Origin of the sequence: Olsenella porci, from assembly GCF_009695875.1 — a bacterium.
GTDB classification, from domain to species: domain Bacteria; phylum Actinomycetota; class Coriobacteriia; order Coriobacteriales; family Atopobiaceae; genus Olsenella_H; species Olsenella_H porci.
Map to the genome: position 1 here is coordinate 23030 of NZ_VUNC01000009.1, position 25177 is coordinate 48206.

The 25177-nt window shown below is 61.7% G+C and carries 16 protein-coding genes, 1 pseudogene and 1 riboswitch; of the genes and pseudogenes, 4 read left to right on the forward strand and 13 right to left on the reverse strand.

All coding sequences use genetic code 11. The features are described from left to right. Positions 1-121: 121 nt before the first annotated feature. The 9 genes and pseudogenes from FYJ68_RS09625 to FYJ68_RS09665 form a co-directional block, all read right to left on the reverse strand. Entirely contained in the window at positions 122-1417 is a 1296-nt protein-coding gene (locus FYJ68_RS09625; protein ID WP_154436073.1) for an O-acetylhomoserine aminocarboxypropyltransferase/cysteine synthase family protein, read from the reverse strand. Positions 1418-1487: 70 nt separating this feature from the next. Next, positions 1488-2504: a 4Fe-4S binding protein gene (locus tag FYJ68_RS09630; RefSeq protein WP_195837798.1), complete on the reverse strand. Its 1017-nt coding sequence runs from the start codon at positions 2502-2504 to the stop codon at positions 1488-1490. Positions 2505-2660: 156 nt separating this feature from the next. Next, positions 2661-3497: pseudogene (locus tag FYJ68_RS09635) on the reverse strand (ABC transporter ATP-binding protein). After that, positions 3497-4501: an ABC transporter permease gene (locus FYJ68_RS09640; protein ID WP_154436075.1), complete on the reverse strand. Its 1005-nt coding sequence runs from the start codon at positions 4499-4501 to the stop codon at positions 3497-3499. Before FYJ68_RS09640 ends, FYJ68_RS09635 begins: the two are co-directional and overlap by 1 nt. Before the next feature lie 13 nt (positions 4502-4514). Beyond that, entirely contained in the window at positions 4515-5552 is a 1038-nt protein-coding gene (locus tag FYJ68_RS09645; protein ID WP_195837799.1) for an ABC transporter substrate-binding protein, read from the reverse strand. A gap of 1196 nt (positions 5553-6748) precedes the next feature. Continuing rightward, on the reverse strand, positions 6749-7024 hold the full coding sequence (locus FYJ68_RS09650; RefSeq protein WP_154436077.1) for a BrnT family toxin: 276 nt from the start codon (positions 7022-7024) through the stop codon (positions 6749-6751). 340 nt (positions 7025-7364) lie between these two features. Beyond that, positions 7365-8240: a class C sortase gene (locus tag FYJ68_RS09655; protein ID WP_154436078.1), complete on the reverse strand. Its 876-nt coding sequence runs from the start codon at positions 8238-8240 to the stop codon at positions 7365-7367. Between the two features lie 109 nt (positions 8241-8349). Then, positions 8350-9855 carry a SpaH/EbpB family LPXTG-anchored major pilin gene (locus FYJ68_RS09660; protein ID WP_154436079.1) on the reverse strand — a complete coding sequence of 502 codons (1506 nt, stop codon included), beginning with the start codon at positions 9853-9855 and terminating at the stop codon, positions 8350-8352. 99 nt (positions 9856-9954) lie between these two features. Continuing rightward, entirely contained in the window at positions 9955-13536 is a 3582-nt protein-coding gene (locus FYJ68_RS09665; protein WP_195837801.1) for a Cna B-type domain-containing protein, read from the reverse strand. Positions 13537-13776: 240 nt separating this feature from the next. Next, positions 13777-13850: riboswitch (cyclic di-GMP riboswitch) on the reverse strand. Positions 13851-14182: 332 nt separating this feature from the next. Between FYJ68_RS09665 and FYJ68_RS09670 the strand changes: the two genes are divergently transcribed. From FYJ68_RS09670 to FYJ68_RS09680, 4 genes are all read left to right on the forward strand, one after another. Then, entirely contained in the window at positions 14183-14380 is a 198-nt protein-coding gene (locus FYJ68_RS09670; RefSeq protein WP_154436081.1) for a hypothetical protein, read from the forward strand. A gap of 413 nt (positions 14381-14793) precedes the next feature. Further along, a complete protein-coding gene (locus tag FYJ68_RS09675; protein ID WP_154436082.1) occupies positions 14794-15585 on the forward strand; it encodes a DUF1295 domain-containing protein in 792 nt (263 codons plus the stop codon). Between the two features lie 54 nt (positions 15586-15639). Beyond that, positions 15640-15774: a hypothetical protein gene (locus FYJ68_RS10395; RefSeq protein WP_268233786.1), complete on the forward strand. Its 135-nt coding sequence runs from the start codon at positions 15640-15642 to the stop codon at positions 15772-15774. Between the two features lie 6 nt (positions 15775-15780). Continuing rightward, entirely contained in the window at positions 15781-15978 is a 198-nt protein-coding gene (locus tag FYJ68_RS09680) for a hypothetical protein (RefSeq protein WP_154436083.1), read from the forward strand. A gap of 223 nt (positions 15979-16201) precedes the next feature. Here FYJ68_RS09680 and FYJ68_RS09685 read toward each other — a convergent pair whose 3' ends face one another. The 4 genes from FYJ68_RS09685 to FYJ68_RS09700 all read right to left on the reverse strand — a co-directional run bounded on the left by FYJ68_RS09685 (position 16202) and on the right by FYJ68_RS09700 (position 24932). After that, positions 16202-16984, reverse strand: coding sequence for an SDR family NAD(P)-dependent oxidoreductase (locus FYJ68_RS09685; RefSeq protein WP_154436084.1), 783 nt, complete (start codon positions 16982-16984; stop codon positions 16202-16204). 203 nt (positions 16985-17187) lie between these two features. After that, entirely contained in the window at positions 17188-18423 is a 1236-nt protein-coding gene (locus FYJ68_RS09690) for an FAD-dependent oxidoreductase (RefSeq protein ID WP_154436085.1), read from the reverse strand. A 176-nt stretch (positions 18424-18599) separates the two neighbouring features. Next, on the reverse strand, positions 18600-19733 hold the full coding sequence (locus FYJ68_RS09695) for a nuclease-related domain-containing protein (RefSeq protein WP_229772181.1): 1134 nt from the start codon (positions 19731-19733) through the stop codon (positions 18600-18602). Between the two features lie 486 nt (positions 19734-20219). Beyond that, on the reverse strand, positions 20220-24932 hold the full coding sequence (locus FYJ68_RS09700) for a sensor domain-containing diguanylate cyclase (RefSeq protein WP_154436087.1): 4713 nt from the start codon (positions 24930-24932) through the stop codon (positions 20220-20222). Positions 24933-25177: the final 245 nt, after the last annotated feature.

Consider the following 25177-nt stretch of genomic DNA (forward strand, 5'->3'; position numbering starts at 1 on the left):
CAAGCGCAACGCCCCTCTCCCCCACCCAAGGACAGGCACCCGCCGCGCCGAAGCGTGACGGGTGCCGAAGCTCGCCATCTTCCGTCGGTCATGGGACCCGGGACGGCGCGTCCCTCTCGCCCTACGCCCGGGCCGCCTTGCCCAGCGCCTGGTCCAGGTCGGCGAGCAGGTCCTCCACGTCCTCGATGCCCACCGACACGCGGATCGTGTCGGGATAGATGCCCGCCTTGGCCTGTTCCTGCTCCGAGAGCCCAAAGTGGGTGGCAATCGCCGGATACACCACGTATGACTTTGCGTCCCCCACGTTGACCATCTGGTCAAAGACCTCCACCGCGTCGAGGAAGCGGATTGCCGCCTCCCTGCCGCCACGCACCCTGAACGACATCATCCCCGTGAGCCCGCGCGGAAAGTAGCGCTGGGCCAGCTCGTGGTAGGGGTTGTCGGGAAGGCCCGGGTAGTCCACATGCGACACGGCCGGGTGCGCCGAGAGGAACTCCGCCACGCGCTGCGCGTTGGAGGCATGGCGCTCCATGCGGAGCGACAGGGTCTCGATCCCCTGCAGGATCTGGAAGGCAGACTGCGCCGCCAGGTGCGCGCCAAAGTACGAGAGCGACCGGTTGTAGAGGCGACTCGTGAAGGGGTGGGGGTCATCCGAGCGTCCCGACTCGCGCAGGAACTCCTCCATCTGGGGGAACCGACCATTTGACCAGTCAAAGCCACCCCGCTCCACCACAACGCCCGCGACGGTGGTGCCGTGTCCGCCCAGGTACTTGGTGGCGGAGTACACGTCGATGTCCGCCCCGTGCTCAAAGGGCCTGAACAGGTACGGCGTGGCAAAGGTGTTGTCCACCACCAGCGGGATGCCGTGGGCGTGGGCCAGGGACGCCAGGCCCTCGAAGTCGATGATGTTGATGCACGGGTTGCCCAGGCTCTCGATGTAGACCGCCTTGGTGCGCGGGGTAATGAGCGCCTCGAACTCGTCCAGGTTGTCCGGATTGCCCACGATGCGCCCCGTGATGCCCAGGTCGGGCAGGACCTTGGTCAGCAGCGTCACGCTCTCGCCGTACATGGTGGGCGCCGCCACGATCTGGTCCCCCTCCTGCGCCAGGTTGAGGATGGCCCCCGTGATCGCCGCCATGCCGGACGAGAAGCTCAGGCCCGCGACGCCGCCGTCCAGCGAGGCCATGCGCTCCTCCAGCACCTGGTTGGTGGGGTTGGCGCAGCGGGAGTACGACACCGCGCCGGGCTCCTCGTGCGAGCACACGCGCAGGCAGCGGTCAAAGTCGCCAAACTCAAACGCCGCCGTCTGGTAGATGGGCACGTTCTTGGCGTAGTGGTTCTCCGCCGGGTTGTAGCCGGCATGCAGCTGGCGCGTGGTGAAGCCAAGGCTGCGGTTGTCATATGCCGTGTAGGGCATGTCTCTCCCTCGTTTCTCCCGAGGTTTGCAGCAGGCGAGAGGGGCGGTGCGACCTCGCCCCCAACCACCCCTAATGGCTGTGGACGCGGCTGGGGTCCGGCTCCTCCGGACGCAGCCCCGGGTAGCTTGCCTCCGCCATGGTCAGCGCACCGGCTGGGCAGGTGTTGGCGCAGAGGCCGCAGCCCACGCAGCGGGTGGCGTCCACGCTCACCTTGCGGTCCGGCGTGCGCTCGAACACGTCGCGCCAGCATCGACGCACGCAGAGCCCGCAGCCCACGCAGCGCTCCCGGTCGTACTCCACCACGTGGTGCGCCAGCGGCCAGTTGGGCCCGCTGCCCAGCTGCTCGCGCCCGCGCGAGAGGTAGCAGCAGTCCCCGCAGCAGTTGCAGATGGTGGTGCCGTTAAGGGTGTGCATGAGGCCCGCACGGTCGAACTTGCGCACGGCCTCCTTGGTCTGCTCCACGCTGAGCCTGCGCGACCACCCGCGATGCGCATACGTGTTGATGCCGTCACGGTACGAGATGCAGGTCTCGCGCGGCTTGCCGCAGTCTCCGGCGAGGCTCCGGCAGTCGCAGAAGCTGAGGTAGGCGGGTCTGCCGTTCCGGTCGATCCAGTCCAGGGTCTCCTGCAAGGTGTAGACCTCGTCCTCGGTGGGCGCTACCCCCTGCTCGCGAGCCTGCCGCTCGCGGGGGTCAAAGCTCGCGTGAAAGTACTTCCAGTCGATGTCGCGGAGCTCCTCAGGGGTAAAGCGGGAGCGGTACTCCTCGTTCTCCCACACCGGCCACACGTCCAGGAACGTGGCGTAGCCCGCAAGCTCCCAGGACGTCTGCGCCTCGTCCACCAGGTCGAGAAAACCGATCTTGTACTGCTTGCGGAGAAATTCTGCGGCGCCGGCGGGATCCTCCCCCAGGCTGGCGAGGACGCGGCCCGTCTCCCCCACCCCAAAGCGGTCGGGCGCCGCGAGCGCAAAGCGCACCTGCAAGGTCGAGAAGAGCCTCGCCATGTACTGCCGCACGTTCTCCGGAACGCTGTATCGCTCCGCAAAGCGGTCCCAGTCCCCCTGGCCAATCGGCCTCAGCTCGGTCATGACATCCCTCTCCTCGTCTACTCGTTCCCGGGCCCCCGCCCGGGTTTCTCGTCGCATGGGTCGGAGCGACGCGGACGGCGCCACCCTCCCAGGCCCCGCAAACTCATCGCGGGGAGCGACGGCGGGCCGCTCCCTCTCCCCCAGGGCACATACGGGCTAGATGTAGTACTCCGGCTGCGGCTCGGCGCTCGCTAGGTTGAACTTTTCCAGCAGCGAGGCACGCAGCTCAAGGAACTCGGATCCACCGCGATGCCGCGGCCTGGGAAAGTCCACGTTCACGACCTCGCTCACCCTTCCCGGGCGCGCTGTCATGATCACGATGCGGTTGGACAGGTAGATGGCCTCGTCCACGTCGTGGGTCACCAGCACCATGGTGGTGTGGTTGGCACGCTGCAGGTCGATCAGCAGGTCCTGCAGGGTCGCGCGCGTGAAGTTGTCGAGCGCGCCCATGGGCTCGTCGAGCAGCAGGACCTCGGGGTCGTTGATGAGCGCGCGGGCGATGGCGACGCGCTGTGCCATGCCGCCGCTGATCTAGTGCGGGTAGGCGTCCCCAAAGCCGTCAAGCCCCACCGCGTGGATCAGCTCGTCCACGCGGCCCGCATTCTCCTGGTACACGTGGCGGGCACGGAGCCCCGCGGCGATGTTCTCGCGGATGGTGAGCCAATTGAACAGCGCGCCCTGCTGAAACACGAAGCCGCGCCGGTGGGACGCCCCGCGGATGGGCTCGCCGTCCAGCGTGAGCTCGCCGCCCTGGGGCTGGTCGAGCCCGGCGATCAGGCGCAGGGTTGTGGTCTTGCCACAGCCGGAGGGTCCCAGGAGCGAGACGAACTCGCCCCTGCGCACATCCAGGCTCACGTGGGAGAGGGCCTCCACGGTTCCTCCCGCCGCCGTCTCGTAGGTGCGGCTCACGTCCCGCAAGCTCAGCGCAACGACCCCTCCGGGGAGACCCGCGTCCTCCCTCACCTGCTCGCTCGTTGTGTTGCTTGCGGCCATCAGGCCACCTCCCCCTGCTTGCTGAGAAGCCCCTCCTGCCACCGCAGCGCGCGGGCCTCGATGATGTTGAGCACCTTGGTAATCGCGCTGAACAGGATCGCCATGACCAGAATCGCAGCGAACACCTTGTAGTACGCGCTCCAGATCTTTGCCATGTTGATGTAGTAGCCCAGGCCGCCCGGCTGGCCCATCATCTCGGCCATGACCAGCGTGGTGAACGCGAAGGCGTTGGCGGTGGAGAGGCCCTGGAACACCTGCGGCAGAGCGTTGGGCACCGCAACGTGGAACAGCAGGTAGCGCGTGTCGCCGCCCAGCGTGCGCGCCGCCTCGAACAGAACCTTGGGAGTGCTTTGCACGCCCTGGGCGGTGACCGACGCCACCGGGAACCACACGCAGATCACGATGAGAAACACCGCGGCGGCAAAAGGCGTGGGCAGCAGGGTCATGGCAAAGGGCATCCAGGCGACCGCGGGGATGATGCCCGAGAACCTGAGCACCGGGCTTATCCAATAGTACGCGCGCGGAAACCAGCCTATGAGGATGCCGGTGCCCACCCCAAAGGCAGCGCCCAGCAGGTAGCCCCACAGATACAGGCGCAGCGAATAGAGCGTGTTCTGGAGGATGAAGTCTCCCTCCTCCAAAAAGGCCCCCACGATCTGGGCGGGACCGGGAAAGAACGGCTGAACGAACACCTGCGTCTTAGTTCCGAGGACATCCCAGGCGAGAAGCGCGATGCCCACGGCAAACCGCAGCGGCGCCCCATGCACAAAGGCGTTGCGGTTCTTCTCGTTGCCCCTGCTAACTAGCGCGTCGAGCAGGTATCCCAGCACCACGGCGCCCAACACCATCCGGTACAGCCCGTTGAAGTTGACGAGCCAGTCCCCCACGCGAACGGGGGTGATCTCGACTGCGGCAACCTGCGGCACCAGCACGTTCCCGGCGATCGCGAGCAAGAATCCCCCAATGGAGAGAGCCACGGCGGCCGGGTATCCAATCCTCCTCATGCGGCGAAGCCCCCTAGTCCAGGCTGACGCTCTTGTAGTACTTGCTCACGAAGTCGTCCGGCGAGGACTTGATCATGCCCAGGCCGTTCAGGAGGTCGGCGTAGTAGCGCACGTCCCCCTTCACGTCGTGACCGCCCGTGGAGAGTTCGCCGTAGCCGTACGCCTTGATCATCTCGACCGCCAGGTCCTCGTCGTCGATGGTGGCGTACTTGTTCTTCGCCACCAGCTCCACGGTCTTCTCGGGGTTGTCCGAGATCCACTTGTCCGCCTTGTGGATTGCCCTGATGATGGCGGCGATCTCTCCCTCGTCCTCCTGGAGCACCTTGTTGGACGCCACCAGGAAGCAGCACGCCCTGCCCGAGAAGTCACCGCTCTTGGAGTTGTCCAGGATGACCTTGGCGCTGCCGTCCTTCTCGGCCTTGGGACCATAGGGGTCCCACACCGCGGCGGCGTCCACGGTGCCGTCCTTGAGCGCCTGCAGCTCCAGGTTGCCGTCGTCGTACACGGACACCTTCACGTCTCCGTCCCCCGTGCCAATGGAGAGGTTCGCCTCCCGCTGGAGCCACAGCGCGAGCACCTGGTACGGGGTGCCTCCAATCTTGTTCACGGCGACGGTCTTGCCCTTGAGGTCGGCGGCCGACGAGACGCTGTCGTCATCCGAGCGTGCAACCACCTTGATGCACCCCAGGTTCACCGCATCCACGACGGTGGTCTGGACCCCGGACTCCATGGACTCGAAGGTTGAGAAGTCACCCATGCCAACGGGAAAGGTGCCGTTGTTGAGGCCCGTCTTCTGGGTGTCGACGTCGGCGGAGACTTCCTCCACCTCCACACCCTCCTCCTCAAAGTAGCCCCTCTGCTTTGCGACCCACAAAGGGGCGGCGCAGAGCGAGCCGGACAGGTCGGGAATCTGCACGGAGTACTTGACTGCAGCGGCGGACAAGTCGCCGCCCGCGCTGTCAGAGCCCTCCGGCACCCTGCTGCAACCGGCGATCATGGTACCGGCGAGAAGGAACAGGAACCCCCTGCGAGTCGTCATTCTTGAATTCATATAACCCCTCCTGGACCGGCAACCCAATACTCTCTCGTAGCTTGCTCTGTTTAACTGCAGTTTTACAAGTTGTTTTGCTTGTATGAGTAGCGCTTGTCTAAACATAGCAACACAGAAGGGCTCTGAATAATTCCTGTTTCCGCTATACCGTTATCGTTCTAATGTATATCTCATGAGGGGGAAGGACGGTGGGGTGACTCACCCCATCCCGGCGCATGCTGACCCCACTCCCGCTCTGACGGGGCAACCCCCCAGCAACCCTCGCGTATGCCAAGGATGCCTCGGCAGACCTCTCCTGCAAACCAAGACCGGCTATGCTTAAGGTATTGAAGGTGCAAGCACGAAGCCATAGGACGTACGCAAGCAAACGGAGTGACCAGACGTGCCCCGAGGCCGACCGGAGGGCGCGGAACTCTCGCCAGGACTAGGCAAAGAGAGGCGAGAAACGCGGGGGCCTCGCCGTCTGCCCATCCCCTGGCCGCGAGCTTTACCTCGCAGGTGCCCGTACGCTTTCCGGGACGGGACGCTTAACATCGCTAGCCCTCTTGCTGATTCAGAATCCGGATGCTTAGCGCCACTAGGTCTCATGTGGATTTGGGCGCCAAATGCTTACCGCCGTTAGGCCTCATGTCGGCAGGGCGCCCAAAAACCCACACGAGGGCTAGACTCTCTAAGCCCATCTCCCCCCAATTTCGCACGAGGGCTAGGTTTCCTAAGCATCAGGGACACCAATCCGCGTGAGGGCTAGCAACGCTAAGTACCCCTCCCCCCGATTTCCCACAAGGGCTAGGACCGTTAAGCACCCCCGTTGCCAAACCTACGGAGGATTCCAGTCACGCTTCTACGAGAGCACCAATCCCGGGTCGAAAACGTCATTCAACACGAGTTCCGCGAGCATGGCATCGTCACAATCAACCGAAGAAAGCCGGGCGACAATTGACAGCAAGCTAGACTGCGGCAGAGCGCGAGGCAACCCGCTTTGCACACCCATCGTCAAGACGCTCGGGGACCCACATCTTGATGACTGCTTGACAGTTGACACCAATGCGAGCCGCCTCACAATCGAGCGCCGTAACCATCCACACGGGAAATCGACGTTCACGCGCTTTGCCTCGCGATTGGGAAACTCGGGATGTTCGAAGTCAAAGTACGCTTCCATGTCCTCGCCAGAGTCAAAGCTCTCGAGCAGGGCGTCATCATCTATGCGCGTTGCGTTTATGGCTCTTCCTCTCCCTTTCTGTGGCACGACGGGCGGAGATGACCCGAATGGTTTCCTCTCCACCCTCGGTATGAACAACGCTCAGCAGCATCGTGTACGTGCGACCTATTGCCATGAGGCGCTTCTCGCCCTTCCTTTTCGCGTGTACAACCATGAGGTCCGGGTCATCCCAAATCTCGATCGATTCCTCGAACGAGACCTTGCGCTTCCGCATGTTCCCCTCGCTCTTTGCCGAATCCCGTTCGAATCTCATTCTATTCGTGATATATAAGTTTTATATCTAATATGCACTGCTTCAAGCCTTCGCGAGGGGGCTCCATCTCCCCCTCGCGTGGAAAGCTTTTTTCTCGATGGCACCACTGTACCCACGAGGGCACGAGGCTCCGTCTCCAGAACCACGCCCTGACGGGAATGCCCCCGAGAGGTGTGTCCTCGACGAGATGTTCGCAAATTGACAAGAAGGATTCTCCAGTTGCTCACAAATTGACAGATTCGTCCCCATATTAGGTTTGTAAATTGACAAAGCCAAGGTCAGAGCCGTTATGGAACGCGAGCCGTCCCCCAAGCGAGAGACGGCTCGCGTCATCTGCCCACTACCTGCGCGCGTGGCGCGGGGTGTGTCCAGGCGCCTTAGCCTTCCCGCGCACGACGACCCAGCGCAGGATCAGGAGGCCGATGCCCACACCCAGGCCGAGAAGCGACAGCAGCACGAGCGGGGCGCCCTTGTCGGAGGGGGTCAGCAGCGGCACGTGGTCGCCCTCCTTCTGCATGTCCAGCCACTCCTGCGGCACCTCGCAGCGCTCGGCATGAACCAACAGCCTGTGCGTGTTCACCCCGTAGGGAGTGCAGGTAACGAGCGTCACCAGGTCCTTGCCATCCTGGGTGACGAGGCTCTGCGTCTGGTCCGGAAGCACCACCTCCGAACCGGTCACGCGGTAGGCGTGGTCCTCCCCCAGAACGCGGATGATGAACCAGTCCCCCTTCTTCATCTGGTCAATGTCACCCAGTATCTTCGCGGAGGGAAGGCCGGTGTGACCGGCGAGGACACAGTGCGTGGAGGGGCCGCCAATGGGCAGCGACGTGGTGGGCAGGTGCCCCACGCCCCGCAGGAGCTTGTCGTCCGACACCCCATGGTAGATGGGGAGGTCCACCCCAATGCACGGGATGATGAGCTGCCCCATCACGCCATCGCCCGCAAGGTTGAGGACGCTCTCGTACTCCTGGTCCGAGGGAGTCGCGTTGTTGGGGTCAAAGGGGTCCGACACCACCACGCGCCCCTCGAGCTGCCGTTGGTTGAACTCCCGAGCGCGCTCCCACTCCGCGGAGAGGTCCTGCTTGGAGGTCTTTGCGACCACGCCCTCTTGGTACTCCCCCACCTGCGCCTGCCCCCTGCGGGCAAGGTAGTCGCTCACATAGGGGTACAGGATGGCGGCAACGCCCGCAATCGCAAGCAGCAAGGCGACCACCATGGCACGCGTGTTGAGTCTGCTGGCAGGGCGAGAAGGGCCGGAGGCGCTGGCTGCAGCCTCCGACCCTTGGGCCTTATATCCGATTCGCTGGAACAAGACGGGCGGCTACCTACTCGGAGCGCTTGGAGCCGCGAGAGGCAATCACACAGGCGGTACCAACGAGGACAACGCCGCAGACGGTGATGGCGAAAGTACCGGCCTGGCCGGTCACGGGCAGCAGGGGCTGGTTGCCATCGACGACCTTGTCGGTTGCAACCAGGTAGTTGTTCTCGATGACGTCCTTGGTCGCGGGGTTGTCAAACTTCGCGTCATCCTTGTTGAGCGAGAAGCTCACGTCAGCAGCCTTGACCTTACCCGCGGGGACCGTGGTCTCCTTGGCAACGTAGTCGCCAACCCCAAGGTCCTCAAAGTACACGTACGCCTTGCCGTCAACCTTCTTGGAGGTGGAGGTGATCACCTTGTTGTTCTCGTCCTTGACTACGTTTCCAGCCTTGTCATACAGCGTGAAGACAGCGCCCTCGAGGGCATTTTCTTTCTGGTCAACCTTCTCGAAGACGAAGCCGTAGGTGTAGACCTTGGTCTTGTCATTAGGCGTGACGGTCGTCTCGGAGTACGGGTTGGGGTTGAAGGTGACCTGTGCGGTGTTGCCCGTCACGTCGCCATTGGCGTGCGAGAAGGCAGCGGAGGTCAGCTTGGCATTGTATGTGACGGTGACATCAGCGCCAGGGTGAGCGAGCACATACTTCTTGGCAAAGTCGAAGGTGTAGCCGCCCTTTGCCTGCTTGGTGGTATCGGTCTTGAACGCGCTTGCCCCATCGGTCGTTGCGGAGCCGTCCACCCACACCGTGGTCTCGCCAACCTTGACCGTAATCGAGCTGGTGTCGATCTCGAGGCCGGCGGTCGGGGTGTCGACGATGGTGAAGGTGGCGTCCTTGGAGTCCGCAGGGTAGTTGGGCACGTTCGTCGTCACCTTGAAGGGAACGAACTTGCCAACGCTGTACTTGTCGGTCTCCTCCTTGAAATCGTCGCCCACGCCCTTTGAGACATTGACAGGCTCGCTCTTGATCTGGTTGACATTCTGTGCCATCGTCGTGTTGGCAGCCCATGCGCCATTCTTCTCGACGGGACTCGCGTCGATCGTGGTGGGCTGGTACACCTTGGTGGTGCCGCTCGTCGAGGTCACGACGACCACCCAGTAGCCAGAATCAAGCCCGGTGAAGGTTGCCGTCCCGTCCGCCCCTGCCGTAGCCTCGACCTTGGTAGCCACACCAGTTGCGGTTCCGTCGGCAAACGCCTTGGAGTAGGCGTCTGCGGCGGCCTTCGCACCATCCGAGCCAGTGTTTCCGGACTTCTGGAGCTCCTCGACGGTGTCATACTTTTCGGGAAGGCCGGTCGCTGCCTTGTACTGCAGCACGTTGCTACCGTCGATGTAGGCGTCAAAGACCTGGTACGCAGTCGCCGTGTCGCCACTGGTCAGTCCAGAGACGGTGAGGCTGGTGTCATCGACATCGGTGATGCCGGTGCCGGTCGTCTTCGCGAACGCGACCACTGGGCTCATCGCGGCGATGAGCGCGGCAGTGCTCAGGACCGCCCCAACGCTTCTCCTGCAGTTCATGGTTCCTCCTCTTTGCCCAACAGGGCACTAGCCAACAAGCCTTTTTGCATATATCCAAGCCCGGCGAGCGGACGGATTGCCTGGGTAAGACGAGCGAGGCTACGAGCGCCGTGAGAGACCCGCCTTTACGACCGCGGCGGCTACGGCAGCCACGCCTATCAGGAACAGGGGCCCTACTCCCATGCCACCGAAGAGCGGGAGGCTACCGACGGCCTTGACGTCGGTGACTGTGATGGCAAACCGTCCCTGGTCGTTCTTTTTGATTTTGGTCTTCGCTCCCGAGAGGCTCGTGAAGTCAGCGGTGCCGTCAACTTTGATAACGAGGGTGATCGTGCCCTTGGGGAGCTGATAGCCCTCGGGTGCCTTGGTCTCGGTGATGGTGTACGTGCCGGGACGGAGAGTGTTGGGAACGACGACCGTTCCGTCGCCCTTCGTGGTGAGCTCGACCACGCCCGGCGTTATCGAACCGTCGTCCTTGACGTAGCCGCCATCCGTTTGGATGGTGAACGCGGCCCCGGAAAGCGGTCCCTCGTCTGTCTTGCCGTCAGCCGAGACGCCCTTCTTGAGGAGCGAGAAGCCAAAGCTCGACGTGTTGGTGACGGTGAAGCCGTCAGCCATAGAGCCCTCTATCTTGGAGGAGTACCCGCTCAGCGGCTCCTCCTCCACGGAATAGGTGATCTCGTTTCCCTTCGAATCCCGCTTGGGGAGGTTCTTCCACACCACCGTGAGGTCGTTCCCTGTGGCACCTGCGTTGATGGTCCTGTCCTGGCCAGCAACCATTGTGGGGTTGGCATTCCCGACCTTCTGCATAAGGTGAAGGGTCACGGCAGGATGCCCAGCGGGATCGGCACCGCCGTCATTCCACACCTTGGTCGCTCGGACCTCGACCACGGTACGGTTGGTAATTGTGGGGATGTCTGCCGCCGCGTTGATCTCGTGACTCGCCGAGGTGACGTCGGAGGACGTCTGAGAGTAGGGTGCTGCCTTGGCGGAGAGGTTCGTCACCGTCGTTGTCCCGGAGCCAAAGGTGCCGCTCGTGCCACTCCCGTGGTTGGGCTCCGTCACCGTGAACGCGCTGAGGACGGTGTAGTTCCAGCTCTCTGGGGTACGGATCGTGAAGTCGTGGGAGTCGCTGCCGTCGTCCCACCACTCGACGGAGCCAAAGTCCGCAACGCCTTTGGTCACCTTGGCGGTGGCGCGCTGCCATCCCACGTTGTCCGAGGGCGAGAGGGCAAGAGTCTTGCCGTTGTACGCAGCACCGACGTTTGCGCTCACGTGGAGAAAGTACCTGTTGTTTCCAGCAAACGTGAGCTTGTAGCTCCCCGAGACACCCGTCTCGGTCTTGGTCTCCTTTGAGACGGTGACGCTTACCTTCGCGCTCTTGCCGCCAACCGTGACGGTGTAGGTGTAGGTGCCGGCCTGAGCGGACGAGAGGTCGACCTTTCCAAAGCTCACGCTTCCGTCGTCGCCAACCTGCGCCGTCGCGTTCTGTGGCGATGGCGCGCCATCGGAGGCGGTGACGGTAGCGGTGCCGCCAAGACCCTTCACCGTTGCGGAGAGCGTGCCGGAGGGTGCGCCGTTGTCCTGCGAGAACGCCGGCGTGATTGAGGTATCGTGCGAACCCCTCGTGACCTCGAGCTCCGCCACGTGGCTCCCGGCGCTCACGAGGTACTTGTAGGTGCCGGAGTTCACCTTTGAGAAGTCCACCTTCCCAAAGTCTGCCGTACCGTCCGAGCCAATCTGGGCACTTGCGCACTGGGGCATGGGCGCACCATCGGTCTCGGCAGATATGGTCGCCGCCCCTGCGATGCCGTTGACCCTGGCGACGATCCCGCCGTTCTCGTACGTTGCGGAGAGCGTACCCTCCCCGTAACTCGTCGTGATGGCGATGGGGTCCCCCGAGGCCTTGGAGTTGTAGGTGCCGCTCACGCGAACCTTGACCTGCTCGGCGGAATAGACGATCCCATCCTTGGTGCAGGTCCCGTCCCCGTTGTCCGTCGCGCCAGTCGGGACCTGCTCGGAGATGGTGTAGTCGCGATTGATGGTGCCATCCTGGTAGTTGAAGTCCGAGGGCAGGAAGCCTGGAACCGTGAAGTGCGCGATGCCGTCGGCCCCGTTTGTTGCCGTACCCACCTGGCTGCCGTTTGCGTCCCTCAGCACGAACGCGAACTGGCCCTTCTGCAGGTCGCCCCCAACGAGCGACTTCTTCGCCTTGAGGTCGATGCTGTTGCCGCTCTGGTAGGAGTTCGAGAACTTGGGGCGATAGTCGTCCCCGCTCCCCTCCTGCTTTGAGAACTTGCTGTCGGAATACCAGGTGTTCTGGATGCTGTAGCTGCCATCCTTGCCCTGGACCACAGCGGCCTTGAGGTAGTGGACGTGACCGTCGTACACCACGCCGTCCTTGGTGTAGGTGCTGTCGCCGTTGTCCTTGGCGCCACCGGGAACGACCTCACGCACGCTGTAGTAATAAGTCTTGCTGGCATTTTGCGCGCCCAGCTGCATGGAACCAAAGTTGACGCTGCCGTCCGCCGCGCACCCGACGGTGGCGGAGGTGTAGTCCTTCCCCGTCTCGTCCGAGGCGATGCGGTCCTTTGGGATGCCGATTGGCATGGCTGGTGCGGTGTCACCGTCGTAGTAGCCGCGGAGCTCAAACTGGAACTGACCCTGGCGGAGGTTGACCTGCTTGCCACCCGAGGTGAGCGTCTTCTGGGCGGAAATGGAGTCTCCGCCCACCAGGTTGTACTTGATCTTCATGTTGGAGAGCTGGTTGCCGCGCTCCATGTAGAAGAAGCTCATGGTGTGAGAGGTGTAGTCCGCGAAGGTGTTCCCATTCCACGAGACGGAGCCTTCGCGGCCGGCCGCCTGGTAGAGGCCTCTCAGGGTGTACGTTGCCGTTTCGCCCTTCGTTTCGCCCTTCTGTCTCACGTCGCTGATCTTTACCGCGCCCGTGCTGTAGTTGATGTCGAGGGATGACGCACCGTGAATGCCGCCTAGGTCTCCCACGAGCACGCCATCGATGTACACCCACACGTCGTCGTCGCCCGAGAACTCAAATGTCATGGGCTCGAGGCTGCCGTCGGCCTTCTCCACCATGCCGCCGTAGGGCTGCGTGAAGGGCGTGGTCATGGTGACGCCGAAGTAGTGGTCGTGGTAGTTTCCCCTATGCGTACTGTGATACTGCGGGGCAATGGTCGGATCAAAGGGGAAGAAACCGTAGTAGGTTGCCTCGTCCTTCCCGTTGATGTCGTGACTTGCATACCCCGGAAGCGTGGAGACGATGAAGCTCTTAGAGTTCTTGTCGAACATCGCCCAGTCGTCAGCGCTGTTATAGTAGTAGTAGCCGTCGCTGTCCTGCTGGAAGAGGTGGGTGGCACCCGTATAGGACGCCTTGCCGTTCTGAGTCTTTGTGGGGTCAAACAGGTATGCGAGGGACTCGCCGCCATTTTCGGAGGAGAGGACGGGATAGCCGTCTTCGCCCAGGGTTTTCTGGACGATGCCCTGGGTTACGATATTGCCCCCCAGATACTTGTTCAAGTCACCCGTGACCTGATTGTTAAGCTGGTGGAACTTGAGATTGTGGTTTGCGTTGATGCCGCGATCTAGTGGGCCAACACCATTCTTGTTCTGCCATAGGCTATCGTCCTCGTCCTGGCTGTCAATCCAGTAGTCGAAGACGTTCATGGTGGCGCCAAGAGGGTTAGAGACGGTCTGCAGAGTCTTCGCAATCGCTGTGGCAGGTGTGGCAAATGCCACCAGCAGGGCTACTAGGAGACCCCCCCCCCAGAGCAGAATTCCAGTCATACGAGACGCGCCAAGCCGGGTTCCCGTCGCGCTGCCTTCAGCCAGATCAGAGCACCGCATTTGTACCCCCAACCAACAGCCAAGACGTGAAAGGCTGCTTACGCCGTTCAGAGCAAACGGAAAAGCAGCTGGCTGCCTGTTAGGGCCCTGTAGCTTTGCGTCACCGCCTTTCGGCGGCTTTGCCTTTATATTCCGAACCGATAATCCAACACCTTTAAGTTCTTGTGCAGGATACTAATCCTCCGCCTTTGTTCACACAAGGCATTTTTCAGGTCTGCAGGTTCTAAATTAGGGACCAGAGCCAAGTTTGGGTCCTCAATGAAAAATGGAGCCCCCGAGCTTTCACGCCCCTGATGCGTTCCAATCATCATCACCCGCATAGCGGGTGGTTTGCTTTTAGTGTATAACCCAGAAAAGCCGGCCAGGGACTCAAGTCCCTGGCCTTCACTTCGTTCAGACCAGATGGTCGGCCACCCAGGCTCTTGGGTACATGATGCAAAGTGACACCCAGCTCAAGGAGGCTCCAATGGACAACAAGTTCTTCAGCGACGAGGACCCGTACTTCCAGGTGTGTGACAGGCTCGATGCCGGGGAGAAGCCCGAGGCGGTATACGCCTGGGCGCAGAAGCAGCGTGGTAAGGCAAAAGACGAGGTGCTTCGCGACGAGTGGGACGAGGCACTGCGCTACATCCGGGAGGAGAACCCCGGGCTTCAGGTCTCCTAAGCGGGTCTCGGTGGCCCTAACCCACCAATAGCACTAGTAAATGCGCAGGCAAGAGGGTATATTCCATCTGACCTGCTTTTCTGAGTTGACCCCCGCTGTTTCTCCCCATTGAATTGACGGGGTTCCAAGCAAGCTCCATGAGCCAAGACGGGAGACAGGAGTGGCCTCGAAATCACGAACGCAAACCCTGTCCCCCAACGCTGTTTTCCACCTCCCCAGGAGAAGGCAAGCTGAATACGGGGAGTTCGTGCTCGGACATCAATACTTCCCACACCCCCGCAATCCCTACAATCGTATGGCCCTGCATGGTGGGCCTATGCAAAGCCGAGGTGGGAATGTCCTCGCGCATGTCGCCAACACGTACCTGGGTTCATCTTTCCTACCTGCGCCAAGCAAGATTCCGAGATGCGTACATGAGAAGTTTCCTCATCCTTCTTGCCCTGGCCCTTGTTGCCAGCTCTTGCGGCTTCCGCAAGTACGTGTGGTTCATCTCCATCGGCTATGGGACGGCCATCGGCCTGATCGGGGTTGGCCTCCTGGCGCTGTTCCGGGACTCCCTCACCATCGGGACCGCATCGCAGTGTGCCCTGCTCGTCGTCTACGGATGCCGCCTTGCCGGCTACCTGGTCTACAGGGACGCAAAGACCTCCTACAACCGCCGCATGAAGGGAGAGATCAAGTCAGACGACGGCGTCTCCCTTGCGGCTAAGGTGGGCATCTGGGTCTCCGCCTCGCTCCTCTACGTGCTTCAGACGTCTCCCGTCCTGTTCCGTCTGGGCGATAACCGCGACACAGATGCCCTCTGCTACGTCGGGCTGGCAATCTCGGCGACAGGACTCGTTCTCGAGACGACGGCAGACCTCCAGAAGAACCGCGAAAAGCGGGAGAGGCCCGGGCGCTTCGTGGACACCGGGCTCTTCCGCCTGGTGCGCTGCCCCAACTACCTTGGCGAGATGGTCTTCTGGACCGGCGTCTTCGCATCAGGACTGAGCGTGTACGGCAACGCCATCGAATTGGCCTGCTCCATCCTCGGATACCCGGGGATCATCTACGTTATGTTCGGTGGTACGCGGCGTCTAGAGATTCGGCAGGACAAGAACTACGGGGACGACCCCGAGTACCGGGACTACAAGTCCAGGACGCCGATCATGGTCCCGTTCGTCCCGCTCTACTCCGTGAAGGATCACAAGTGGCTGGTCGCATGAGGGTCCATGAGGAGGAGCAGGAGGACGCCATCCCCGAGGGATTCACCCCCCCTGATGGCACTGCTTGACTGCGCGCCCGCGGCATTCTTCTGCATTGGCGCGGACGTGCTGGCAACGCGATTCGACAGCACCCTGTTCCGCGTCGGCATCGTGCTGGTGGTGCTCGCCGGAGCGCTCAAGGCGTCCTGAAAGCTCGTGATCGCGCTGGCGGGGAGGGACGTTCGCTTCCTCAACCGGCAGATGAGATACCTGATGCCCGCCGGCTTTGCACTGGCGCTCATCTCGCTCGCAGTGGACCGCGCGCGTTGGTCGCCCGCTGCCATGCTGCGTCACGTGATCTCCCTGCCCGCCCTCCCCCTTCTTATCGCGGGGAGACTGCAGGCATGCTCCTGATAGCCTGGTTCGCCCGTCACCTGAACGGGCGCGACGCGCGGGCAAACTAGAAGGGGCAGATGGTGAACGCGATTTCCCAGTTGTGCATCATGCTCGCCATCGTGCTCTGTGATCTGAGTGGACAACGAGGAGGGGGACGGGACCTCAAGTTGTCCCGCCCCCCTTCACATTCCCCCAAACGGGGTAGCGTCGCCTTCCGCCCCTTCTCGCGACGTCCTCTGCCCTAGTGCGCGGGGACGATCGCGTCGAGGTTGAACCCCATTCCGGTCGTGTGCGCCGTTGCGTCCGACGCCAGGAACAGAACGGCGTTGGCAACCTCCTCGGGACGCGCGTAGCGCTTGTCGAGGGCGGTGGAGGCAAAGATCTTCTCGGCCTCCTCGTGGGTCTTGGTGTCACCGAAGGTATCGAACTCGATGCGGCGCATCATGTCGGTGTCAACGGGGCCCGGGCAGACGTAGTTTACGTGGATGCCCTGGGGCATCAGCTCCTGCGCCACGCACTTGGTGAGGCCAGCCACGGCGTACTTTGAGCTCACGTAGGCCTGCATCGTGGCGGTGGGGGTATAGGAGCCGGCGGAGGCGAGCACCACGATGGAGCCGGCGCCCTTCTCCACGAGGACCGGGGAGGCGTACTTCATGAGCCACATAGGAGAGTAGACGTTGAGGGTGTAGACCTTCTCGAACTCCTCCGTCGACTGTTGGGAGACCGGGCAGACCTTGCCCTCGTACCCGGCGTTGCAGACCACGATGTCAATCGTTCCGTAGGCAGCGACCGTGTCGTCGACGAGCTTCTTGACCTGCTCCTCCTTGGTGGCGTCGCAGACGAAGCCCTTTGCATGGCCGTCGTCCACGCCAAGCCCCGGGATGAGCCTGTCGAGCTTCTCCTGGCGCGTCGACGAGAGGGCGAGCTTAGAGCCCTCCGCCGCGAACGCGCGGGCGATCGCGGAGCCAATGCCACCGGTGGAGCCGGTGATGAGAACGACCTTGTCCTTCAGATTCAGATTCATTGCTTTCCCTTCTCGTGTGTTCTCGCCCCCTATAAATTAACCCTAGTAAGGTAATCATGACCACGGTACGTGGCACCAATCCGCAAACGGCGCCTTGCGTCAAAGGAGCGCAGGGACAGGCCTCCCCCTACCCCCGACGGCATCCGTCGCGAATGCGGGGGATGACGCTTGCCGCCCGGAATATGGGACCCGCCTGGTGGGCCTCACGACCCCGAGATTCCCATGTAACGCAACATGCCATCTGCCGCCAGCTTGGCGCCAGCGACCGCATGCACGACGGTCTTTGGCCCCGTGACGACGTCACCCGCCCCAAAGACGCCCGGCACCGTTGTCATGCCGTTCTCGTCCACCCTGAGCGTCCCGCCGTCGGTGGCCTCGAGGCCCCTCGTCGTCAGCAGCAGTTTGTTCTTTGGGACCTGCGACACGCAGAATATGGTCGTATCGGCGTCAAAGTGGACCGTCTCGTCGCCCATGCCCGCGAAGGAGCCGTCCTCCGCAAGGATCGAGCGCTTGAAGACGGGACCGCCCTCGTCCACCGCCACCACCGAGAGGCCGTATTCAATCTGCGCCCCATCGAGCTCGGCAAACTCCACCTCGTCGGAGGAGGCCGAGACGCCGCCCCAGTTGGAGAAGAGGGTCACGTGGCGGGCACCCTTCCTCAGTGCAGTCCGGGCCACGTCCATGGCGACGTTGCCAACGCCGATCACGGCGACGTTGCGACCGGTCTCGCAGTCGTCTGGGTTCACCAAGTAGTCGATGCCAAAGAAGACGTTGCCCCGCGCCTGCCCCCTGATGCCCAGGGTGCGCGCCCTCCACGCCCCGGTGCCAACGAATACGGCGTCGTATCCGTCTCGCAGCAGGTCCTCGATCTTGAGGGCACCGCCTATGGTCGTGGCGGTGCGAATCCGCACGCCAAGCGAGACCAGAAGCTCGCGATATCTCTCCACGTAGCTCTTGGGCAGGCGGAAGTCGGGAATCCCATACTCAAGGACGCCGCCGATCTTCGGCTTCTGCTCGAACATGGTGACCTCGCAGCCCGCAAGCGCCAGCCTGATCGCGACGACCATGCCTGCGGGGCCAGAGCCCACGACGGCGGCAGCCCGGCCATTTGGCGCCGCCTTCGAGGCGACGATGCGATGCATGTCTCGCCCAAGGTAGGACTCCGACACATATGCCTCGATGGACGAGAAGTGGATTGGGTTGCCCCTCCTGCCCTGCACGCAGTGCCCCTCGCACTGGCTTCCGTGGTTGCAGACGATGGAGCAGATGGCCGACATGGGGTTGTTCTCGAAGAGGATGGCACCCGCGGTCTCAAGGTCATGCTCCCTGAACAGGCGGATGACCTCGGGTATCGGGGTATGGACCGGGCACCCCTCCTGGCAGAGCGGACGGCGGCATTGGAGGCAACGGTTTGCTTCCTCGACGATGTGCAGTGACATGTACTCCCTCTTCCGCGACGACCAAGGGTAACTTCATCAAATGTGGCACTAGGTGCAGCCCGTCCGATGGTACCTGTCCCCCACCCCGTTTGCCACGGCGCCTCCGTGTGCGTCGCACACGCGACGCTCACCGGCGGATGCGGTGCAGGGGACAGCATGAAGCCGCGCGTCACGCCTCAGCTCGCATAGTCGTCGTAGTCGTCGTAGTCTCCGTTGAGGTAGTCGTCCAGCTCCTCCTCGACGAACCTGGACTTGCGATTCTGGTACTTGGGACGAAGCCTCGTCTTGGTCTTCTCGGGCTTACGATCGTTCTTCTTGTTGTGACGCCTGCGTGGGGCGGGAAGCGGAGCATGCGTCGTCACTATCGACTTCACATGCTCCTCTCGCTTGGAGCCGTCGGGGTCGGTGTAGGCGATGCTCATCCGGTCGGCAAGCTCGTCCACCTGTTCCTTGGTCCAGCATGTCTCCTCCCTGCCCTCGATCATGCGGATGACGTCGACGATGTTCTGCGGGCTCTCGCTCGTCGTGGCAACGTACGCGCCCCCAATGCCCTGGGATGCGCTCATCTCGAAGCCGCAGCTGTTTGCATAGGCCGTCACATTGAAGACGTGGCCTTCCGGAACAAAGCCAGCCAGCTCCTCCTCCAGAGCCCTCACATGTCCCGCGTTCTGGGCTACCCCCTTGTCGACCGCCCTCTTGTCCGTCAGGGGCTGCCCATTCTCCCCGACACGTGTCGTGATGACCGAATAACCGTCCTGATAACTATCGGGTCGCACCTCTATGAGACAATACAGGCTCTTGACCTCAATCGAGTACAGTCCGTGGGTTGTGAGAAGGGCTATGTCAATCTCGTCGGTACATTCGATTCCGGCTTTTCCCCGCGACCTTAGGCGCTGCTTCGTCGGGATATAGAGATGCCACAGGAGACGTGCGGGACCGAGTTCGCCAGCATCGATTGCTTCCTCCAGAAGGCTGAACACGACGTATTCTCCGTATACGCCACGCTTCCAGGTGTTGTCCCTGTGAACGCGCATGTGGAAGATGCCATCCTGGTCGTAATAGGGTTTCCCGAAGGGGTTGCTTGCGTTCACCTTGGGATCAGACGTGTTGACACGCAGGAAGCACCGTGACTGCCTAAACCACTCGCTCGCGTAGTAGCGGTCGAAGGGGAAGCCCCTCTTGTGGCTGAGCTCTGCAATTTTCTCCCTGAGCTGCTGGGTGTTGGGCGTAAGCTCGTCAATCGCTCGGCGCGAGGGAAGGAGGGGGAGGTTCTTGAGCATCCCCCAGCGATTGTTTTTCCTGATCGCCATATTCAGTTGTCTCTGGAGCTTTGAAAGCTCGCTCTCGAACGCACGCCGTTGCGTTGCGAGTTCCCTCGCCCGGGCGTCGTAGGCCTTCGGCGTCAGTGGCGCCCCGCAGTTGGGACATGCCTCCCCGCTGTACTTGATGGGGACCTTCTGCAGACAGTTCCAGCAGGTAATGCGCGTCCTAGGTTTCTTACTGCCCATGACCATCCGCCTTTCCCTAGACTACGGGCGGCTTGAGCATACGAGGGACCCCGGACAAAAATGCGATGTGCAGGCGGCCTCAATCTGGACATGCTTAACATTTCCCTGCCTAGCGTGGATTGGGGGCCGAATGCTTAGCCTCCCTATCCCTCGTGGGGATTTCGGTGCCTGATGCTTAATCCTCCTAGCCCTCGTGGGAGCTACGTGGCGGAAAACCATACGAGGCTGGGAATCATTTAGCATGACACGGTCGAATCCGCACGAGGCCGGGGAACTCTAAGCCAGGCCCTACCTGTCCCCTCTCCTCCTGCGGAAGCTGTGTCCCTTGTCCTGATACATGTTCATGTCTGCCTTCGTGAGGAGCGCGTCGAAGTCGGTCACCTTCCCGCGGATGCTCGAGAACCCGATCGCCATGCTGATGCCGTTGTTTTCCGCGCTCTTCCGCATGTGCCGGATCAGCAGGAGGATGTCGCGCTCCTCCAGGTCTTCCGTAATCACGACGAACTCGTCCCCGCCGGTCCGGAATACGTAGCCCTCCCCCGCACATTCCCGGAGGACCCGTGCGGTCTCGCTGATCAGAATGTCACCGGCATGGTGGCCCTTCGTGTCGTTTGTGTTCTTCAGGCCATTCAGGTCGATCGATATCACGCCTAGCACGCCGTCGCCCCGCCACTCCCGGACCCGGCGCTCCAGTGCCCGTCGATTTCCGGCACCGGTCAGCTGGTCGATCATGCTCTGCCTCTCGAGTTCGTGCAGGCTGTTCCTGTTGCGGATCATCACTGCGATGAAGTCCGTCAGCGTCTTGTACAGGGCGCTGCCCGTCTTAAAGCTCTCCTCCGACGGGTTGACGACCAAGGTAAAGCCCTCCCTCTGGTTTTGGAGCAGCAACTGTCCCGAGACAAAGCTCCTGACCCCATGGATCCTGAACGAGAAGCCCGGGTGCTCCCTCTGGAACGCCTCCATGTCGCTGACCATGACCAGCCGCTCGGAGACAAACTTTGCGTACAGCGTCCGCAGCTCCATCCGCGGGATGCTCTGCAACTCCTCCTTCAGGGGGATAACGCCCGGAGCCGTCCACTCGTAGGTGGCGCTGACGGTGTTGTCGCCCCTCTCCTCGAAGACCAGGAACCGCTCTGGCTGCATGTTCTCGGCGATGCACGAGATGGTGCTCTCGATTCCCTTCTCGGGGTCAGCCTCTTGCATCCCGCGGGAGATGGCATCGCTCGCACGCATCTCCTGGTAGACCCGCTCGTGGTCCCTTGACAAGGTGTGGAGGTACTCATCCAGGTTGAAGGCGACCGTGAGCTTGAGGGTGCGCTTCTCCCACGTGGTCAGGAAGGAACGCATCAGCAGGCTCTCTCCGGTCTTGTTGTTTGTGTGGGATACAGGGAGCGCACGGTCCATCCGCAGCATCGCATTTGGGCAGTCCCTGCATGGGGCATCATAGCCTTCGAGGTCCTTGTAGCAGAGACGTCCCTTCAGGCTTCCTGTCCCAATTCCAACGTCCTTGCGCGCGGCAGGATTCAGGTATACCAACTCATACGTCTTTGGATCGCTGATGACGACCCGCTCCGGCAGGTTGTCCAGCACCTCCCTCCTGACGAAGATGCGATCCCCAGTGTAGGGCTTGTCTCCGTAGGCTTCACTCTCGGCACTGCTCAGCCGCCGAGTCATGAGCTGGAGCATCTCGTCGAGGCTCATCACCTCCGAGCCGTACGCGACCGCATGCATCAGCACGGGCATCGTCTGGATTCCCGTCCGTCTCCACAGTGACGGAAGGGCCTCCGAGACCGTCTGGAGCCTCTCCTCGATCTTCCCCACATGCTTCCTCTGGCAGAAGCAGAGGAAGCAGCAGAGCCCAATTCGCGCGACCGCCCAACCGGGAGTCAGCGACTTTCTAAGCAAGGAGGAAATCTTCGCGAGAATCACTTGTGCATCGTCGGCACTCTTCTGCATCACCTCGGCAAAGGCGGGGACGTCAATCAACAGTCCCACGTAATCCAGCCCCTTCAGGCGATACTGGTCCGCAAGGATCAGCCCTGGCTCAATAGCCCCCCTGAAGCTGAGGAACCCGGTCTCGTGGTCGACGAGCCCCAGGCGGGATTCCTCGTCCTTGTCGTCGGACTCGTTCCCGCGAACCATGCTCAGCGTCCCGACAATCTCCTTCTCCTGATACCAGGGAACCCGCGTGACCTGGACTTCTCGGAGCCTCCCTTCCGACAAGGCCAGCTCTTCGGTGCCGATGGCATGCGTCAAGTCGCTCGATGTGCCGTCCTCGTGCGGGACATCCCCCGCATTACCCAGGCGGCAGCCGAGCTCCTCCTCGGTTTTCCCCAGATACTGCGCCTCGTCGTCGAAGCCTGCCTTCTGTAGGAGGTTCCTGCTTGCGCCAAGGATCCGCCCCTCCCGGTCCTCCCAGAAGAACGAATACGGAGAGGAGCCGCTGAGCGCACGGAACAGGCCGCTCTCCTTCTCCAGGGTTTCCGACTGTTTGGTTTTGGCGCCCATGATTCCAAAGGATTTGCAGAACACCGGCAGGAGCGTGTCTCTGTCGCTCTTCTCCTCCCAGACGTCCTCTCTCTCGCACAGCAGGAAGTTATTGGATTCGCTCTTGTAGATCGACAGCGCCTCGAACACCGCCCACCGGTAGGTGCCGTCCGCCCTCCGAACGCGAACGACCTCGGCGCGAGAGGTGCTCTCCCCTTCCTTTGCCCCCGCCTCAACGGCCTCGGGGCTGATGAAGGCGGCAAAGCGCCCCCTGTCATCCGGATAGACCAGCCTCTGGGAGAACAGGCTGATAAACTCGCCGATTCCCAAGGATGACGTCTCCTGGTTCAATTCCAGATGGCTCGATCGGAGGACCCTGACCTCTCCCTTCCCGCGGTCAAACAGGTAGAAGCCCTCGTACAGCTGAAAAATGTCGCGCAGCGTGCTGTCCAGCAACTTTGCCTGCCGAATCGCGGAGCTATTGCTGATGTTGTAGATATGCGCCTCTCCAACCCAGTTGTGCTCGTCTCCGGAGATCCAGCGAACGCTGACCCGCATGTACTGTCCGTTGTCCGAGTACGTCAGGGTCTCCTCCGACCTTGACCGCAGGGCCTTCCCCAAGAGGCGGTTGAACCTGTCTCGCAACGGATATCTCGCATCCGCAAGATTGGCATTTGCCTCGGCCATATCCAGGGTTCCGGTACTCCTCAGCTCTCTCTTGTAGGCATCGTTCTCGATGAGGAGCTCTATATGGGTTCCGTCGAACCTGAAGAGCGCCGTGGGGGAGTCGGAGATGACGTTGACGCTCTCTGCGGCATCCATCAGATGCGCTTCCTCGGAACCCTCAAAACGAAGGCTCTTGCCTTGTATGAAGGCAAGCGTGTCCTCGTACATCATCGGGTGCCCGTAGTAGTACCCCTGGATCCTTCCGCACCCAATCTTTTTTAGGAACGCGACCTGTTCCTGCGTCTCCACTCCCTCTGCTAACGTCTGCACGCCAAGCACCCTTGACATCGCCACAACCGAGGTGATGATCTGTCTGCTTCTGTCGTCAAAGTGACTGAAGAAGCCCATGTCGATCTTGATCACGTCAAAGTGATAGTTGTGAAGCAGGTTCAGCGAGGAATACTCACTCCCAAAGTCATCAATCCACATCTGATAGCCTGCCTGCTGGAACCGCCGGACATTCTCTGCCATGCTCATGCGGTTCCGCATCATGACCCGCTCGGTTATCTCGAAGAAGAGCACCGTCTTCGGAATCCGGTAGTGGCTCACCGTCTTCTCGATGGTGCCGAGTGGGTCCGCCACATCGAAGTCATAAGCCGAAAGGTTCATGGAGACGGGGAGGAGTGGTAGGCCGTTGTCCATCCGGTCGCGAACGAGACGCGCAACCTGGTCCAGGACGTATCGGTCAAGACGGTTTATGAGCTGTGCTTCCTCCAACACCGGAACGAACACCCCGGGGAAAATCATACCGAGCACGGGGTCCTCCCAGCGCGCCAGCGCCTCGAAGCCGCTCAGCTTACCGGTCAGCGTCCGGATCACCGGCTGAAAGTACACCTTGATGTAGTGCTTCTCAAGCGCCTCGCTAAAGTGTCGCAAGACATAGGTCTTGTTGGCGATGGTCTCTCCCATCGAGGGCTTGTAGAAGGCAACGCTGACATTTCCGTCCGTCTTTATACTGTCGCAGGCAATCTTTGCCGCGTCGAAACCATGGCGCGGGTCGTCCAGCGTGTCCGCCTCCGAGGGCCTGTAGACTCCGGCCTTAAGCTGTATTACATCATCGTTGATGTAGCAGTTCACCTCGCTGCAGACGTGCTCCAGCTTTGCCTCCAGGTCGTTTGATGGCAGCAGCGCCACAAAATGGTCTGCCGTCAGATGTCCGACGAGGGCACCCGGAAAGCAATCGGTGATGATCTCTGCCATTCGCCTTAGGCATCGGTCCCCCTGCCGCATGCCGTACAGCCAGTTGTATTCCTTGAAGCTGGTGAGGTCAAAACAAACCGAACAGAGCGCGGGCACCGAGGGCTTTGCCGTACAGGCATCAACCTTTCGCTGCGCCTCCTGAAAGAAGTCGTGCATGCCCAGCACGCCCGTGTTGTCGACACCGGTGTGATCGCTTGCGATCTGCTCCGCGGAGAAGACCATCAGGACGTAGGCGCGCCCAAGGGGGGTGTCCCTCAGCGAACCCGCCCCCTCCGCCTTGAGGAAGTGCCCTGCCTTTGTCCGATAGTGGAACGAGAGGGGAAAATGATCGGGGTGCTTGCCGGCGACTTCGGCAAGGGGCCTGTAATCCTCCTCCATGAGGTTTCGATAGTTTGATGAGCAGAGTCGCAGAAAGTCCCGGGCATCCTCGCACTCATAGAGCGACGCCATCTTCTCGTTGGCGAAGGCGATTCTCTCTGTCCCGTCTGCAAGGACGAAGCAGACCCCTCCGTCAAGCAGGTCAAAGTATTCTTGGCACTCAGCCTGGACGCGACTCTTCCCAGACGCATTCGCGATGGCCTCAGTCATACCCTCACGACCCCATCCATTCAGTCACCAAAGCTTGCCCAATGGTACTTCGTTACGCTCTCACAATCCGTTCCGTTCGAACTGCATTTGATGACTTTAAGAACGCATTCAGGTCTGGAGGAAGCGCACTGGGCGGACAAGCTGCCGGGACGAGTCTTGGGCTAGATTCTACGCGCCACTTTGCAAGGGAGCCATCTGTGAAAGGGGGGCGCCGCCCGGAGCGGCACCCCCTACCCTGCAGTCGC